Source organism: Gilvirhabdus luticola (genome assembly GCF_040117515.1).
In the GTDB taxonomy this organism is placed as follows: Bacteria; Bacteroidota; Bacteroidia; order Flavobacteriales; family Flavobacteriaceae; genus Gilvirhabdus; species Gilvirhabdus luticola.
Map to the genome: position 1 here is coordinate 168,815 of NZ_JBEEEN010000008.1, position 16,093 is coordinate 184,907.

The 16,093-nt window shown below is 31.8% G+C and carries 16 protein-coding genes; 6 read left to right on the plus strand and 10 right to left on the minus strand.

Translation table 11 applies throughout. The features are described from left to right. The 9 genes from fabG to AAFP94_RS13220 form a co-directional block, all read right to left on the minus strand. The gene (fabG, locus tag AAFP94_RS13180; protein WP_316663210.1) at positions 1 to 747 is read right to left on the minus strand and encodes a 3-oxoacyl-[acyl-carrier-protein] reductase; all 747 of its coding nucleotides are present in this window, start codon (positions 745 to 747) and stop codon (positions 1 to 3) included. Positions 748 to 853: 106 nt separating this feature from the next. After that, positions 854 to 3,805 carry a M16 family metallopeptidase gene (locus AAFP94_RS13185; protein WP_316663211.1) on the minus strand — a complete coding sequence of 984 codons (2,952 nt, stop codon included), beginning with the start codon at positions 3,803 to 3,805 and terminating at the stop codon, positions 854 to 856. A 97-nt stretch (positions 3,806 to 3,902) separates the two neighbouring features. Beyond that, positions 3,903 to 4,775 (minus strand): succinate--CoA ligase subunit alpha, encoded by an 873-nt coding sequence (sucD, locus tag AAFP94_RS13190; protein ID WP_316663212.1) that lies wholly within the window; start codon positions 4,773 to 4,775, stop codon positions 3,903 to 3,905. A gap of 59 nt (positions 4,776 to 4,834) precedes the next feature. After that, positions 4,835 to 5,773, minus strand: a complete 939-nt coding sequence (locus AAFP94_RS13195; RefSeq protein WP_316663213.1) for a UDP-3-O-(3-hydroxymyristoyl)glucosamine N-acyltransferase — start codon at positions 5,771 to 5,773, stop codon at positions 4,835 to 4,837. Between the two features lie 6 nt (positions 5,774 to 5,779). Next, the gene (efp, locus tag AAFP94_RS13200) at positions 5,780 to 6,346 is read right to left on the minus strand and encodes an elongation factor P (protein WP_316663214.1); all 567 of its coding nucleotides are present in this window, start codon (positions 6,344 to 6,346) and stop codon (positions 5,780 to 5,782) included. Between the two features lie 3 nt (positions 6,347 to 6,349). Next, complete coding sequence (gene lpxA, locus AAFP94_RS13205) at positions 6,350 to 7,135, minus strand: acyl-ACP--UDP-N-acetylglucosamine O-acyltransferase (RefSeq protein ID WP_316663215.1); 786 nt, start codon at positions 7,133 to 7,135, stop codon at positions 6,350 to 6,352. A 25-nt stretch (positions 7,136 to 7,160) separates the two neighbouring features. Next, entirely contained in the window at positions 7,161 to 8,567 is a 1,407-nt protein-coding gene (locus AAFP94_RS13210; RefSeq protein ID WP_316663216.1) for a bifunctional UDP-3-O-[3-hydroxymyristoyl] N-acetylglucosamine deacetylase/3-hydroxyacyl-ACP dehydratase, read from the minus strand. Then, positions 8,554 to 9,582, minus strand: coding sequence for a UDP-3-O-(3-hydroxymyristoyl)glucosamine N-acyltransferase (lpxD, locus tag AAFP94_RS13215; RefSeq protein ID WP_316663217.1), 1,029 nt, complete (start codon positions 9,580 to 9,582; stop codon positions 8,554 to 8,556). The genes AAFP94_RS13210 and lpxD overlap by 14 nt, the downstream gene beginning before the upstream one ends. A 25-nt stretch (positions 9,583 to 9,607) precedes the next feature. Then, positions 9,608 to 10,828 carry an HD domain-containing protein gene (locus tag AAFP94_RS13220; protein WP_316663218.1) on the minus strand — a complete coding sequence of 407 codons (1,221 nt, stop codon included), beginning with the start codon at positions 10,826 to 10,828 and terminating at the stop codon, positions 9,608 to 9,610. 37 nt (positions 10,829 to 10,865) lie between these two features. Between AAFP94_RS13220 and porX the strand changes: the two genes are divergently transcribed. From porX to AAFP94_RS13250, 6 genes are all read left to right on the plus strand, one after another. Then, positions 10,866 to 12,419, plus strand: coding sequence for a T9SS response regulator signal transducer PorX (gene porX, locus AAFP94_RS13225; RefSeq protein ID WP_316663219.1), 1,554 nt, complete (start codon positions 10,866 to 10,868; stop codon positions 12,417 to 12,419). 93 nt (positions 12,420 to 12,512) lie between these two features. After that, positions 12,513 to 12,944, plus strand: a complete 432-nt coding sequence (tsaE, locus tag AAFP94_RS13230) for a tRNA (adenosine(37)-N6)-threonylcarbamoyltransferase complex ATPase subunit type 1 TsaE (RefSeq protein ID WP_316663220.1) — start codon at positions 12,513 to 12,515, stop codon at positions 12,942 to 12,944. Positions 12,945 to 13,121: 177 nt separating this feature from the next. Continuing rightward, positions 13,122 to 13,253 carry a hypothetical protein gene (locus tag AAFP94_RS13235; protein ID WP_316663221.1) on the plus strand — a complete coding sequence of 44 codons (132 nt, stop codon included), beginning with the start codon at positions 13,122 to 13,124 and terminating at the stop codon, positions 13,251 to 13,253. Further along, on the plus strand, positions 13,198 to 13,728 hold the full coding sequence (locus AAFP94_RS13240) for a hypothetical protein (RefSeq protein ID WP_316663222.1): 531 nt from the start codon (positions 13,198 to 13,200) through the stop codon (positions 13,726 to 13,728). The genes AAFP94_RS13235 and AAFP94_RS13240 overlap by 56 nt, the downstream gene beginning before the upstream one ends. 61 nt (positions 13,729 to 13,789) lie before the next feature. Beyond that, complete coding sequence (locus tag AAFP94_RS13245; RefSeq protein ID WP_316663223.1) at positions 13,790 to 14,989, plus strand: alanine dehydrogenase; 1,200 nt, start codon at positions 13,790 to 13,792, stop codon at positions 14,987 to 14,989. Continuing rightward, complete coding sequence (locus AAFP94_RS13250) at positions 14,989 to 15,354, plus strand: hypothetical protein (RefSeq protein WP_316663224.1); 366 nt, start codon at positions 14,989 to 14,991, stop codon at positions 15,352 to 15,354. The genes AAFP94_RS13245 and AAFP94_RS13250 overlap by 1 nt, the downstream gene beginning before the upstream one ends. 18 nt (positions 15,355 to 15,372) lie before the next feature. Here the strand turns inward: AAFP94_RS13250 and AAFP94_RS13255 are convergent. Then, positions 15,373 to 16,093: T9SS type A sorting domain-containing protein (locus AAFP94_RS13255; protein WP_316663225.1), on the minus strand; the 721-nt coding region annotated here is incomplete at its 5' end.

Here is a 16,093-nt window from a genome sequence, read left to right on the forward strand (position 1 = left end):
TTATGTTAGCATTCCTCCGTCTACATTTAAGGTTTGGCCCGTTATATAAGCACTCATGTCGCTGGCTAAAAAGACACAAACATTAGCAATATCTTCTGGAGTGCCTCCTCTTTTTAATGGAATAGCATTCCGCCAACTATTTACTGTATCTTCATCTAATTTTGCAGTCATTTCTGTCTCGATAAATCCAGGAGCAATCACATTACTTCTAATATTTCTTGAACCTAACTCTAATGCAACAGATTTTGAAAAACCAATAATCCCTGCTTTTGAAGCTGCGTAATTTGTTTGTCCTGCATTGCCTTTAACACCAACCACAGAACTCATATTTATGATTGAGCCTTTACGCTGTTTTAACATCGTACGTTGTACAGCTTTGGTCATGTTAAAAACAGATTTTAAATTGACTTCTATCACTTTGTCAAAATCTTCTTCGGTAATACGCATTAATAGGTTGTCTTTAGTAATACCAGCATTATTAACAAGCACATCTATACTTCCAAATTCTTTAACAACGTCTTCTGCAAGTTCTTGAGCCTGATTAAAATCTGCTGCATTACTTTGATATCCCTTTGCCTTTATACCATAAGAATTCAATTCTTTTTCCAATTCTTGAGCAGCTTCAACCGAAGAACTATATGTAAAAGCTACATTAGCTCCTTGTTGTGCAAAAACCTGGGCTATTCCTTTACCAATTCCTCTACTTGCTCCTGTAATGATAGCTGTTTTTCCTTCTAATAATTTCATAATAAAGTTAATGATTAGTTGATTTTCAAATATAGCAAATACAAGTTGCATCAAATAAAAAAACCTCACAAATTCTTGTGAGGTTTTTAACAATAAGTGCTGTAAATTATAATTTTACATCTTCTGGTTTTTCATAATTGAATAGGTAATCAACATCCAATTCTTGAATTTCTCCTAATTTGCTTAATGCATTAAAATCTAAATCCTTTTTATTACCAATAACCATAATGTTGTAGCTTTCTCCTTTAATTCTATCATTAAAGAATGCTTCCATATCTTCCAAAGACATGTCTTTAAGATTTTTGTAAAGGTCTCTTCTTATATCATAATCTAAACCTCTTTTTTGAAGTCTTTCATAATTCCAAAAAATGTTAGCTTTTGTTATTCGCTCTGCAGCAATCTTTTTAAGTGTTGCTTCTTTTGCATTCTTAAAATCTTCAGGAATTTTTGGGAAACTACTCATTACCTCCATCATACCATCAACTGCTTGAGGGATTTTGTTAGCTTGTGTTCCTATATAGGCTATTAAATCATCATTTTCATCCTTATCACTTGCAGGTCTATAAACAACTTGAGCTGCATATGCTAGAGCTTTAGATTCTCTGATTTCTGTATAAGCAATATTTCCAAAGTATTCATTAAATAATGGACCTGTTCCAATGGTTTCTGGATTAAATGGCTCTCCTTTGGCTATAAAAATCATTTCAGATTGTACCATATCGTAGTCAACAAAGTAAACATGGCCTCCAGTTTCTTTTTCTGTGTACACAACTGGTTCTGGGTAATCTTTCAAATCTGAAGCTGTTTGATGATGAGTGTTTAGCGCAGCAACTGCAGCATCTATATCTTTTCCGTAATAAAAAATACGTTGTTTGTAGTTTTTTAAATCTTTAACCAAGTCAACCAATTCTTGTGGATTGATTGACTTTAATTCACTAACAGGAATAATATTACGCAGTCGAGAATTCTCACCATATTTACCGTAGTTTAATAAACCTGTGAATAATATACTTCCTTTTTGAGTTTTGTTGTCTTGACGTGCTTTAGCGATTTGGTCTATATACTTATCATAAGATTCTTGATTTGGAATTGCATTAGCCCAAAGATTCTCAAGAAGTTCAAGTCCTTTAGGTAAGTTTTCTTTTAGACCACTTATCCCAACGTATGATTTTTCTGAACCAGTAACCACATGATAATCTATTCCTAATTTGTAAAATTCTTTCTTTAAATCTTCTGGTGAATATTTATCTGTTCCTAAATATTCCAAATATCCTACTGCTAAAGCTAATTTCTTATCATTATCGCTTCCCATATCGAAAATGATCTCTAAATTGAATAAATCATTTATCTCATTTTCAACATAAGATACTTTGAGACCACTATCTGTTTTTGTTTCCTTTAAAGCTGTAGCATAATCTACAAATTGAGGTTCTAACGGAGCAGACTCAATTTTATTAAAGTTTACTAAATAGTCAGAACTTTTATCTCTGTTAAGATTTACAGGTGAGATTCCAGGATTTTCAACTTTAACAACGTTAGGATCTTGGCCTTTGCGCTTATAAGTAATTACATAATTATCTCTATAAAATGTATTAGCAAAATCTACTAATTCTTGTTTTGTTATTTTTTTTAATTCATCTAAAAATTTTACATTTTCAATCCAATCCTTACGACGAATAAAAGCTTCAAAATATGCTGAAGCTAGAGCGGTACTATTTTCATAACTCCGGGTTTGTCTTAATTTTAAATCGTTAATAACCGCATCTAGCATCCAATCTTCAAACTCACCCTTTTTAAGTTTTTCAATTTGTTCCAAAAGTAAACCTTTAACTTCATCTAGTGTTTGTCCTTCTTTTGGTGAGCCAGTGAATTCATGATAACCATAATCGTTATAAAATGATGGGCTACTACCTGCATTTTGCACCAATTGTTTTTGATTTAAGTTTAAATCTATTAATCCTGCATTCCCATTGGTTAAAATCATATCTGCTAAAGTCACTAATTTTTCTTCTTGCGATCCAGAACCTTTTGATCTAAAAGCGATTGATAGGTTTTCGGATGTTGGCCCAAATACCTCTTTAACAACAGGCTCTAATATAGGCTCTTCAACTGGTAATGTTGGATGTACAACTTCTTTATTTTCAAATTTCCCAAAGGCATTATTTACTCTTTTAATGGTTTCGTCAAAATTTAAATCGCCAACCAATACCATTGCCATGTTATTTGGTACATAATACTTATCAAAATAATTATGAATGGCAACCATTGATGGATTTTTTAAATGTTCTCCAGTACCAATTGTTGTTTGTTGTCCAAGTGGATGTAATGGAAATAACCCATCCATCATTGCAAAAAGACTCTTTCTAGAGTCATTATCTTGAGTCCTATTAAATTCTTCAAAAACCGCTTCTAATTCAGTATGAAATAATCGTAAAACTAATTTACTAAAACGCTCTTCTTCTAGTTGCAGCCATTTTTCTAATTCATTTGCTGGTATTTTATTCATGTAAACCGTTAATTCTTTCCATGTACCAGCATTGGTTCCAGTAGCTCCAAGAGAGTTTACCATTTTATCAAGTTCGTTTGCAATGCTATAATTAGAAGCAATTAATGAAACAGAATCGATTTTTCTATAAATTTCTTTTTTCTTCTCAATATCCGTTTCAGCTTTATGCTCTTCATATAAATCTGAAATTTGCTCTAAATAAACTTTTTCTTTTTCCCAATCTAGAGTTCCAATTTCATCAGTGCCTTTAAAAAGCATATGTTCTAAATAATGTGCTAATCCTGTTGTTTCTTTTGGGTCATAGTTTGATCCAGCTCTAACAGCAATATAGGTTTGAATTTTAGGCTCATCATTGTTTTTACTTAAATATACTTTCAGACCATTATCCAAAGTGTATAATCGTAAACCTGTCGGATCATTTGTAACGGTCTCATAACTAAAACCATTAGCATCTGTATGCTGTTCAGTTTTATAAGTAGATTCATTATTGTTTTTGCAACTAACAAAAAGAACAACAAGAACAATAGAAAAAAAGAATTTGATATTTTTCATTTTTTTGTTTGATTTAAAATAAATTGAAATAAAACAATTCGTAAAAATTGTTAAAGAAAGTACTATTTACAAATAGTTTGTGTTAAAATTATTATAATTAAGATAAGACTTCGGCAACTTTTTTACCAATTTCAGCTGGAGAATCTACTACATGAATTCCACAGTCTTTCATGATTTTCTTTTTGGCTTGAGCTGTATCATCGCTACCTCCAACAATTGCTCCAGCATGACCCATAGTTCTACCTGCTGGTGCCGTTTCTCCAGCGATGAAGCCAACAATCGGTTTTTTGCTTCCGCTTTCTAGATACCATTGAGCAGCATCTGCTTCCAACTGACCACCTATTTCTCCAATCATAACGACACACTCTGTTTCAGAGTCCTTTACTAACATTTCAACTGCCTCTTTAGTGGTTGTTCCAATTATTGGATCGCCACCAATACCAATTGCAGTAGTTATACCAAGACCTTGTTTAACCACTTGGTCTGCAGCTTCATATGTTAAGGTGCCAGATTTGGACACAATACCTACTTTGCCTTTTTTGAATACAAAACCAGGCATAATTCCTACTTTAGCTTCTTCTGGTGTAATCACTCCAGGACAATTTGGTCCAACAAGTCTGCAATTTTTATCTTTTATATAATCAGCTACTTTTATCATATCAGCTACTGGTATTCCTTCAGTAATTGTTATGATTACTTTTATACCTGCATCAGCCGCTTCCATAATTGCATCTGCTGCAAATGCCGGTGGAACAAAAATTATTGAAGTGTCTGCTCCTGCCTCTTCCACAGCATCTTTTACGGTGTTAAATACAGGCTTATCAAGATGTAGTTGCCCTCCTTTTCCTGGTGTAACACCTCCAACTATATTTGTACCATATTCAATCATTTGAGTAGAATGAAAGGTTCCTTCACTACCAGTAAAACCTTGTACTATTATTTTCGAATTTTTATTTACTAAAACACTCATTTATACCATTTTTTATTTATCAAATACCTATTTGCAAAAGTAGTTTTTAAAACTAGTTTTTATGTTATTTTTTTAAGTTTTTCTAAAACTTCAGGGATCCTTTTTATATTAGCTTTTTCCTTTAATTCTAACCTGGCCTCTTGTGCCGGAGTTCCCCAATATACTTTATTTGCTTCAAGAGATTTACTAATTCCTGTTTGTGCATGAATAACAGCTTTTTCGCCTATAGTGATACCACTTGTACAACCTACTTGTCCCCAAATAGTAACTTCGTCTTCAATAACCACACAACCTGCTATACCAACTTGAGAAGCAATGAGACATTTTTTACCTACAATAGTATCGTGCCCAATTTGAATCTGATTATCCAATTTAGATCCTTTTCTTATAATTGTATCTCCTGATACTCCTCTATCAATAGTACATAATGCACCTAAATCTACATCATCTTCTATAACAACTCTTCCACCTGATAACAATCTGTCATAACCTTCAGGTCGTTTTTTATAATAGAACGCATTGGCTCCTAACACTGTTCCAGAATGGATAGTAACATTATTTCCTATTATAGTATCGTCATATAAACTAACGTTAGAATGTATGAGACAATTATCTCCTATAACTACATTATTTCCGACAAAACAGTTAGGTTGTATTACTGTATTCTTTCCAATTTTAGCTGAATTAGAAATATGCTTTTGGCTCTGTTTAAACGGTTTGAAGTATTGCGTTAATTTATTGAAGTCTCTAAAAGGATCATCACTAATAAGTAATGCCTTATTTTCTGGACATTCGACTTCTTTATTTATCAATATGATAGTTGCGGCTGAATTAAGTGCTTTATCATAATACTTTGGATGATCAACAAATACTATATCTCCAGGCTCAACAACATGAATTTCATTCATTCCTAGAACGGGAAAATCTTTTGAGCCAACAAATTTACAGTTTATTAAATTTGCTATTTCACTTAATGTGTATTGTTTAGGTAATTTCAACTGAAGTTATTCTTTAATTCGTTCTTTATATGTTCCTTTATCTGTTTCAATTTTAATTTTATCTCCTTCATTAATAAATAATGGAACATTCACCTCTGCTCCTGTTTCAACAATTGCTGGTTTTGTGGCATTGGTTGCAGTATTTCCTTTTACACCTGGTTCAGTATGTGTCACTTCTAGAATAACGCTTGCTGGCATTTCAACTGAAAGTGGCATGTTATCTTCAGTATTTATAAGTACAGTAACAACTTCTCCTTCTTTCATTAATCCAGGATTATCAAGTGTTGATTCTGATAATCTTATTTGTGTATAATCATCAGTATTCATAAAATGATAAAATTCTCCATCATTATATAAATATTGAAACTTATGTGTTTCTACTCTAACATCTTCTATTTTATGCCCAGCAGAAAATGTGTTATCTATAACTTTACCAGTGGTTACACTTTTTAATTTTGTTCTTACAAATGCTGGTCCCTTGCCAGGCTTTACATGTAAGAATTCGATTATCTTATAAATATCGTGATTGTATTTTATACACAATCCGTTTCTAATATCTGATGTACTTGCCATAAATTAATTTGATTTAAAATAACCCTTCATTATTCCACGATGTGAATTTTTTATGAATTGAAGAATTTCGTCACGTTCTGGAGTTGCTTCCATTTCGGCTTCAATTATTTCGGCCGCTTGAGTATTATTGTAATTTTTTTGATAAAGAATTCTATATATATCTTGAACTTCCCTAATTTTATCACTGGAATATCCTCTTCTTCTCAATCCAACAGAGTTTATTCCAACATAAGATAATGGCTCACGAGCCGCCTTAACAAAAGGAGGCACATCTTTTCTTACTAAAGAACCTCCTGTCACAAATGCATGGTTACCTATTGAACAAAACTGATGAACGGCAGTCATACCTGCTAACACAACATAATCACCAACTGTAATATGGCCTGCTAATGTACTGTTGTTAGAAAAAATACAATTGTTACCGACAATGCAATCGTGAGCAATATGGCAATAGGCCATAATTAAACAATTATTGCCAATTACAGTTTTCATTCTATCTATAGTACCTCTATTAATAGTAACGCATTCTCTTATTGTAACATTATCGCCAATCACAACAGTAGTATCTTCATCATTATATTTTAAATCTTGAGGCACGGCAGAAATTACAGCACCAGGAAAAATATTGCAATTCTTACCTATTCGAGCACCTTCCATTATTGTAACGTTACTACCAATCCAAGTTCCTTCTCCAATAATCACATTATTGTTGATTGTGGTAAATGGTTCTATAACAACATTCTTTGCGATTTTTGCTCCAGGATGTACGTATGCTAATGGTTGGTTCATATTTTAAATTTTGAAAAAGTCAACATTATTTTACTTTAGTAATCTGTGCCATCAATTCTGCTTCGGCACAAAGTTTTCCGTTGGAATAGGCATAACCTTGCATATGACAAATACCGCGACGAATAGGTGTGATTAAATCACATTTAAATATTAATGTGTCTCCAGGCACAACTTTTTGTTTGAATTTTACATTATCAATTTTCATAAAAAATGTTAAATAATTTTCAGGATCAGGTACAGTACTTAATACCAAAATACCTCCTGTTTGAGCCATGGCTTCAACGATTAAAACTCCTGGCATGACAGGAGCTCCTGGAAAATGCCCTGCAAAGAAAGGTTCATTCATTGTAACATTCTTTAAACCAATAACATGTGATTCACTTAATTCGAAAATCTTATCAATCAATAAAAAAGGCTGCCTATGTGGCAGCATATTCATGATTTGATTAACATCCATCAATGGCTGTTGACAAAAATCAATATTAGGAACATTATTGCGTCTTTCGTTTTTAATTAATTTTGACATTTTTTTGGCAAATTGTGTGTTTACAAAATGCCCCGGTTTATTGGCTATAACTTTTCCCCTTAAGCGTGTACCCACTAAAGCCAGATCGCCAACTACGTCAAGTAATTTATGTCTTGCAGCTTCATTTGGATGATGTAAGGTAAGATTATCTAAAATACCATTTGGTTTTACAGATATTGAATCTTTTTTAAATGCAACTTTTAGCTTCTCCATAGTTTCTGGAGATAATTTCTTATCTACATAAACAATAGCATTATTTAAATCGCCTCCTTTTATGAGACCATGCTCCAATAACATTTCTATTTCATGCAAAAAACTAAATGTTCTAGAATCTGCAATATCTTTTTTAAAATCTGAAATATGATTTAGAGTAGCATTTTGCGTACCTAAAACTTTAGTTCCAAAATCTACCATAGCCGTTACTTGGTATTCTTTAGAAGGCATGATTAATATTTCACTTCCAGACTCTTCGTCGGTATAAGAGATTACATCAGTAACAACATATTCTTCCCTAAATCCATCCTGTTCAACAATTCCTGCTTCTTCCAATGCTTTGACAAAGAATTTTGAAGAACCATCCATGATTGGAGGTTCAGAAGCATCAAGCTCAATAATCACGTTATCTATATCTAAACCTATCAGTGCAGCCAATACGTGTTCGGATGTTTGAATTTTTACTCCATTCTTTTCTAAACAAGTGCCTCTTTTGGTATTTGTAACATAATTGGCATCTGCTTCTATAAGTGGATTGCCTTCTAAATCTACACGTTTAAATGCTAATCCAGCATTAACAGCAGCAGGTTGAAATGTAAGGGTAACTTCTTTACCAGTATGTAATCCAACACCTTTTAGTGATATTGGTTTTGCAATTGTTCTTTGTTTTACTTCAGTATTAACTATTGCCATTTATTTTTTTTTCTAAATCATTAATTTCTTTGACGATTTTTGGCAGATTCTTAAAATGTACATAAGATTTATTGTAATCTCCATAGGAAAGAGCAGGAGAACCTTGAAGCACTTCGTTATCTTTAACATTTCTACTAATACCAGATTGTGCCTGAATTTTCACATTGTTGCCAATAGTAATATGACCAACAATACCAACCTGACCACCAATTTGACAATTCTCTCCTATTTTTGTAGAACCTGCAATTCCGGTTTGCGCAGCAATAACAGTATTCTTTCCAATTTCAACATTATGAGCAATTTGAATCTGATTATCTAATTTCACGCCTCTTCTTATTACAGTGGATCCTAGAGTCGCTCTATCTATGGTTGTAGCTGCACCAACATCAACATAATCTTCTAAAATAACATTTCCTGTTTGAGGTACTTTATTATATTCACCTTTTTCATTCGGGGCAAAACCAAATCCGTCAGCACCAATAATTACTCCTGAATTGATAACACAATTTTTACCTATGATACAATCAGAATAAATTTGGGCTCCAGAAAAAACAACAGTATTATCACCAATTACTACATTATCTCCTATATGTGAACTCGGAAAAATTTTTACATTATCTCCTAAAATAACATTATTACCTATATATGAAAAAGCTCCAATATAAACATCTTTACCTAATTTAGCACTTTCTGAAATAAAAGAAGGTTGCTCTATGCCATGTTTATTAAGCTTAACTTGATTGTAATATTCTAACAGCGTAGAAAATGCTTTGTAAGCGTCCTCAACTTTAATTAAAGTAGTAGAAATATCGTTTTCTGATTGAAAGTCTTTATTTACTATTGTAATGGAAGCTTTTGTTGAGTATATAAATGGTTTGTATTTTGGATTAGACAAAAAAGTTAATGAGCCTATTGTGCCTTCTTCAATTTTTGAAAGTTTAGAAACTTCAACATCGGGATTCCCGACAATGTCACCTTCTAAAATTCCTGCTATTTGGTGTGCGGTAAATTTCATTGTCGCAAAAATATGAAAAAATGTCCTAAAGTTTTTCTTTAGGGTAGCATATATAATATTTGGTAATCGGTTTAGAGAGCGCTTTAAGATTTAACTGGTCTGAAGCCTTTGCTATATCTTCAATCTTTCCGGATTTATATAATACATTTATTTTTTTGTCTTTAAGTTGATATGCTTGATTTGATATCTCTCCATTAAACACAAAATAAGAAGCTTCATAATCATCAATATCATATTTAGTTTTTAAATCGGAAAGATGCTTTTTAAGCAACTTATGCTTAATTTTTTTATTCTTTATTTTTATTTTTAAAAGATCCCTATTAATGAGCATCTCACATAAATTACTCAAAACAAAATCATCACAAAATTGCCATTCTTTCAGGGCAGAAACTATGTCGAAATCATCAAGCTTTGAAAAAATTTTGAGGGTTTCTGAATCAAAATTATGATGAGTGATTTCATTTTTCAGAAAATAGGTCAATGAATAACTACATTTTAGTTCAACTTCCTTTTTAATTAATTCTTTAGCCCGTTTCAATACTTTAATCAATAATTGTTCTGCTACAAGACTTGTTTTGTGTAGATATACTTGCCAATACATAAAACGTCTGGATATTAAGAACTTTTCTACACTGTAAATGCCCTTTTCTTCAACAACAAGCTTATTGTCAACCACATTGAGCATAGTAATTAATCTTTCACTATTAATATTACCTTCTGCTACACCTGTGTAAAAACTGTCACGTTTTAAATAGTCAGCACGATCCATATCCAATTGACTAGATATAAGCTGGCACATGAACGTTCTTTCATATTCTCCTTTAAAAATTTTAATTGCAAGCGTTAAACTTGAGTTAAATTCTTCGTTTAAAAACTCCATAAACATCAAAGAAATATCTTCATGCGATACGCCATTTACAATACTATTTTCCATAGCATGAGAAAAAGGGCCATGCCCAATATCATGTAGTAGAATGGCAATATAAAGGGCGTTTTCTTCATCTTCAGATATCGTAACTCCTTTAAAGCGAAGAACATTAACTGATTTTTGCATTAAATGCATACAACCAATTGCATGATGAAAACGGGTGTGATGTGCACCAGGATACACTAGATATGAAAGACCCATTTGAGAAATTCTACGGAGTCTTTGAAAATACTTGTGTTCTATTAATTCAAAAATTAACGAATTTGGTATAGTAATAAATCCGTAAATTGGGTCGTTTAATATTTTAAGTTTATTCAAAAGCTTTTTAAAACTAAATTTTTACAAATATAACTATATGAACAACATAAATATATTGTGGGTTGATGATGAAATAGATTTATTAAAACCTCACATTATTTTTCTAGAACAAAAACACTATAATGTAACTACTTGTCAAAGTGGTACAGAAGCCTTGGAAATCTTAAATGACAAAGTTTTTGATATTGTTTTTTTGGATGAAAATATGCCAGGGCTCACAGGTTTAGAAACGCTTACAGAGATAAAAGAAATTCAAAGTAATCTTCCAGTAGTGATGATAACCAAAAGTGAAGAAGAGTATATCATGGAAGAAGCTATAGGAAGCAAAATAGCGGATTATTTGATTAAACCTGTAAACCCAAATCAGATTTTATTGAGTTTAAAAAAGAATTTGGATAACTCAAGATTGGTCTCTGAAAAAACAACTTCAAGTTATCAACAAGAGTTTAGAAAAATTGCCATGGATATGGCTATGGTCAATTCTTTTGAGGACTGGGCTAACCTATATCAAAAGCTTGTTTATTGGGAACTTCAGTTAGAAGACATTGAAGATATAGGGATGTTTGAGATATTAGAATCGCAAAAAATAGAAGCAAATACCCAGTTTGGTAAATTCATTGATAAAAATTATGCTAAATGGTTTTCTCAAGATTCTGATGCTCCAACAATGTCGCATACGATTTTTAAAAATAATGTTGTTCCGTTGTTAAATAAAGAGCAACCTGTTCTCATGGTTGTTATTGATAATTTACGCTATGACCAGTGGAAATCATTTGAGCAAACAATAAACAACTACTATAAAAAAGAAACAGAAATTCCTTATTACAGTATTTTGCCAACGGCCACACAATACGCCCGAAACGCAATTTTTTCTGGTCTAATGCCTAGTGATATGGAGAAATTGTATCCGAATTTATGGAAAAACGACACCGATGAAGGAGGAAAAAATCTTCATGAAGCAGAATTTTTAGAAACTCAAATGAAGCGACTAGGTTTAAATCATTTAAAATATGAATACTATAAAATAACCAATTTAAAGTCTGGTAAAAAATTAGCAGAAAACTTTAAGGGTCTAAAAAATAATGATCTAACTGTTGTTGTTTACAATTTTGTTGATATGCTTTCTCATTCTAAAACCGAAATGGAAGTTGTAAAAGAATTGGCTTCTAATGACAAAGCCTATCGCTCACTCACTCAAAGTTGGTTTAAAAATTCACCCTTACTAGAAATTATTCAGCAAGCCCAACAATTAGGATTTAAACTAGTTTTAACAACAGATCATGGTACGATTAATGTAAAAAACCCATCAAAAGTTATTGGAGATCGTGATACAAGTTTGAATCTAAGATACAAAACGGGGAGAAGTCTTACTTATGAAAACAAAGACGTTTATGTTTCAAAGAACCCAGAAGAAATACATTTGCCATCAATAAACATGAGTAGTTCATTTATTTTTGCCAAAGGTGACTTATTTTTTGCATACCCAAACAACTATAATCATTATGTTACCTACTACAGAAATACCTACCAGCATGGTGGTGTTTCGTTAGAAGAAATGATCATTCCCTTTATTGTATTGAATCCAAAATAACTCTGTGTAATGCATATATCATCGACGAAATGCAATTTTTATTAGTTTTTGTCAAATTTATTTCCTAATATTGTATTGTAAAACATTTTGTGTTTGGAATTAATTTACACTTTGGATAATGTTGATAAAGTTGCGAAACAACTTATTCAGAATGCAAGAACAAAAACACTTTTACTCTATGGTAATATGGGTGTTGGCAAAACAACACTCATAAAACAAATAGTAAAAAGTTTAGGAAGTGCAGATGAAGTTACAAGTCCAACATTTTCAATTGTAAATGAATATCATACAAAAAGTGAAATAATATATCATTTTGATTTTTATCGAATCAATGATATAGAAGAAGCTTATAATTTTGGAGTTGAAGAATATTTGTATTCAAACAATTGGTGCATAATTGAATGGCCAGATAAAATACAAAGTATTTTACCAAAATTAGTTGATATAATAGATTTGGTTTTAAATTCAGACAATAGCAGGACTTTAAAACTAAACTCTATTAAAGAAAAAAACAAATTAAAATAGTTAGATATTTAATGAGTTGAAAACAAAATAAAGCTCCAAATTTTGAAGAATTACGGAAAAACCGTAATCGTTAAGCCCCAAAAACATTGATTTTAACATAATTTTAACATTTGGGTCTAATCTTCGAAATACTCTTTAGTTACATTTGGGTAATTAATTAATTAAATCCCTTATAAGATGAAAACTAAAAAGTATTTAATCGCAATTGCAATCTTTGGAGGCGTGTTGTTTACAGCTCAAGCTTTAGATTTAGATGGACAAACAAACAACGTTGAAAGAGCGGCAATCAAAAAGCCAACATGCGGATAAAAAAAGTTTAGTTATTGGTAGCATAGTTGCTACATTAATAGCTATAACACCGTATTTGTTTTATTTACACGAAAGTGTTCCAAGCACAAAAGTTTGGAACACTTTTTTATTTACTTATGATAGTGGTTTTTATGAGAATGCTCAAGTAGCAATGTGGATAGTTACTGGAAAAATTATTCCTTTATTTCTATTATTCATTTGGTTCTTTACATGTAGACATTGGTGGTATCATGTTCTTTTAGTACCTATTGCAATGTATATTTACCAAATTTTTGGTACTCTTATTGAAGATTTAAGAGTAGATTCTAACCAACTTATGTATTTGTTCCCAATCATGGCTATTATTATACCATCCATTTATTTAATACGTGCTAGAATCTTTAATCGAATTAATAAGAAAACTATGCAAGAACTTGAAGATGAATTTAGAATTGGTCCAAAAGGGTTCTTTGAAAGATTAAAAGATTATTTTTAAAGAGTTCGTAAATCAATCAAAAAAATATTCGTAATTTGACTTTTATTTAACTGCAACTTGCATGGCTAAATCAATGTCTCCATTTACAAAACAACAATTACTTCCTCAAGAAGAAAAACTCGAAATACTAAAACGAAAAGGAGAGTTATTTATTGGAATTCCAAAAGAGACAGACTATCAAGAAAAGCGTGTTTGCCTTACTCCTGATGCTGTTTCTGCATTAGTCAGTAATGGGCACAGAGTACTTCTTGAAAAAGGTGCTGGAGAAGAAGCAAACTTTAACGATAAAGATTACAGCGAAGCTGGAGCAGAAATAACTAATGATACTGCCAAAGTTTTTGCATGTCCAATTATTCTAAAAGTAGAACCACCAAGTTTAGAGCAAATTAAATTGATTAATCCACAAACGTTGATTATTTCAGCTCTACAAATTAAAACTCAATCAAAAAAATACTTTGAAGCTTTAGCTACAAAAAGAGTTACAGCCATTGCATTTGAATATATAAGGGATGACGTCGGATCATATCCTGCCGTAAAATCATTAAGTGAAATAGCTGGAACTGCTTCAGTTTTAATTGCTTCAGAATTACTCTCTAATGCAAATGATGGAAATGGACTAATGTTTGGAAATATTAGTGGTGTTCCTCCAGTTGAAGTAGTTATTGTTGGAGCAGGTACTGTAGGAGAATTTGCTGCAAGAAGTGCCATTGGATTAGGTGCAAATGTTAAGATATTCGATAATTCAATTACGAAACTCCGAAGAATTCAAACCAATTTAAATAGAACTATTTTTACATCTACCTTACAACCTAAAAATCTATCAAAGGCTTTGAAACGTTGCGATATTGCTATTGGTGCGGTAAGAGGCAAAGATAGATCGCCAATATTAGTATCAGAAACAATGGTTGAAGCTATGAAAGAAGGTGCGGTAATCATTGACGTTAGTATAGATATGGGAGGATGTTTTGAGACTAGTGAAGTTACATCGCATAAAAAACCTACTTTTAGAAAACACGGTGTTATTCATTATTGTGTTCCAAATATTCCAGCAAGATATGCACGTACCGCATCAATATCCATTAGCAATATTTTTACACCTTACCTATTAAAAATTGCAGACGAAGGTGGTATAGAAAATTCCCTACAATTAGACCGAGGATTAAAAAATGGATTGTACTTTTACCACGGAATTTTAACCAATAGATCCGTTGGTGAATGGTTTGGTTTAAAACATAGCGATATCAATTTACTTATTTTTTAATGAAATTAATTCAACGTATTGGTTACTATTTGGGAGGATTCTCAATAGGATTGGTAATATTGGCCTTTTTTTTAAATGGAAAAAGAGTTTCTTGTGATTACGGGCCTCAAGCCCGTGTTTTAAAGAAAATAAATTCAAAAAAAATTGAATATAGCCCTTCTGTGATTGAATTACTTGAAAACGGATCGATTGATACAGCATCCATAAAAAATATTCTTTTGAATGGTAAGATCAATTTTTCAAAAAGTGAAACAAGAAAAAAACCCTGTGGATTCTATTTTATAGAAAAACAGGTTAACCAAAAAGATATATCTATATTAGTTGAAAATTGTGATAGCCTAACAACAGTGAAAGAAATAAAATAGTCAACTAATTCAAAACAGTTAATGCAAGACTACTTTTTTTGAAAATGGCTCACCATTTTGAATAATTGTTAAAATGTAAATTCCTTTTGGATAGGAAGACAAATCTAATTTAAATTCTAAATCTGCACCGGGATCGATTGGTTTGTTTACTAAAGCTTTACCAAGCATATCATAAAGCATCAAATTGGATAAGTTACTTAATTCTAAAAGTTTTACATTAAGTGTACCACTAGTTGGATTTGGAAATACAGAAAATTCAACATTGTTTGATAAATTATCATTTAAATCAAGTGATGAACTCTGACATTGTATAACTGTAACTTTGACCTTGTCAGTATCTTGTGATATTCCATTACTAACAGTTACTTCATAAACACTTGTATGTGTTGGAGCAACAATGATACTTTCTGTGATTTCTCCTGTACTCCAATTATATTTTGAGCCTCCTGAAGCTGTAAGTTCAACACTATCCCCACTACATATGGTTACATCTCTTCCAGCATATGCTACAATTGGTTCAACTATGTTTACTTTAATTTCGTCAAATGAGGAACAATTATTAGCAAAGACTTCTACAGAATATGTTGTTGTAACATTTGGGCTAACGGTAATACTCTGTGATGTTGAACCATTACTCCATTGGTAACTCGTTCCTCCTGTAACTGTGAGCGTTGTGCTTTGTCCTTCTTCTATGGTAACATCTGCTCCGGCATTCGCTTCAGGGATTTCGTTAACTGTG

What these genes read in the sequence shown, in the direction of transcription:
- porX (WP_316663219.1), top strand. Translation starts at nt 10,866, where the DNA reads ATGAACAACATAAATATATTGTGGGTTGATGATGAAATAGATTTATTA.
- AAFP94_RS13210 (WP_316663216.1), bottom strand. Translation starts at nt 8,567, where the DNA reads ATGGCAATAGTTAATACTGAAGTAAAACAAAGAACAATTGCAAAACCA.
- AAFP94_RS13240 (WP_316663222.1), top strand. Translation starts at nt 13,198, where the DNA reads ATGGACAAACAAACAACGTTGAAAGAGCGGCAATCAAAAAGCCAACAT.
- AAFP94_RS13235 (WP_316663221.1), top strand. Translation starts at nt 13,122, where the DNA reads ATGAAAACTAAAAAGTATTTAATCGCAATTGCAATCTTTGGAGGCGTG.
- fabG (WP_316663210.1), bottom strand. Translation starts at nt 747, where the DNA reads ATGAAATTATTAGAAGGAAAAACAGCTATCATTACAGGAGCAAGTAGA.
- lpxA (WP_316663215.1), bottom strand. Translation starts at nt 7,135, where the DNA reads ATGAACCAACCATTAGCATACGTACATCCTGGAGCAAAAATCGCAAAG.
- AAFP94_RS13245 (WP_316663223.1), top strand. Translation starts at nt 13,790, where the DNA reads ATGGCTAAATCAATGTCTCCATTTACAAAACAACAATTACTTCCTCAA.
- efp (WP_316663214.1), bottom strand. Translation starts at nt 6,346, where the DNA reads ATGGCAAGTACATCAGATATTAGAAACGGATTGTGTATAAAATACAAT.
- sucD (WP_316663212.1), bottom strand. Translation starts at nt 4,775, where the DNA reads ATGAGTGTTTTAGTAAATAAAAATTCGAAAATAATAGTACAAGGTTTT.
- AAFP94_RS13185 (WP_316663211.1), bottom strand. Translation starts at nt 3,805, where the DNA reads ATGAAAAATATCAAATTCTTTTTTTCTATTGTTCTTGTTGTTCTTTTT.
- lpxD (WP_316663217.1), bottom strand. Translation starts at nt 9,582, where the DNA reads ATGAAATTTACCGCACACCAAATAGCAGGAATTTTAGAAGGTGACATT.
- AAFP94_RS13250 (WP_316663224.1), top strand. Translation starts at nt 14,989, where the DNA reads ATGAAATTAATTCAACGTATTGGTTACTATTTGGGAGGATTCTCAATA.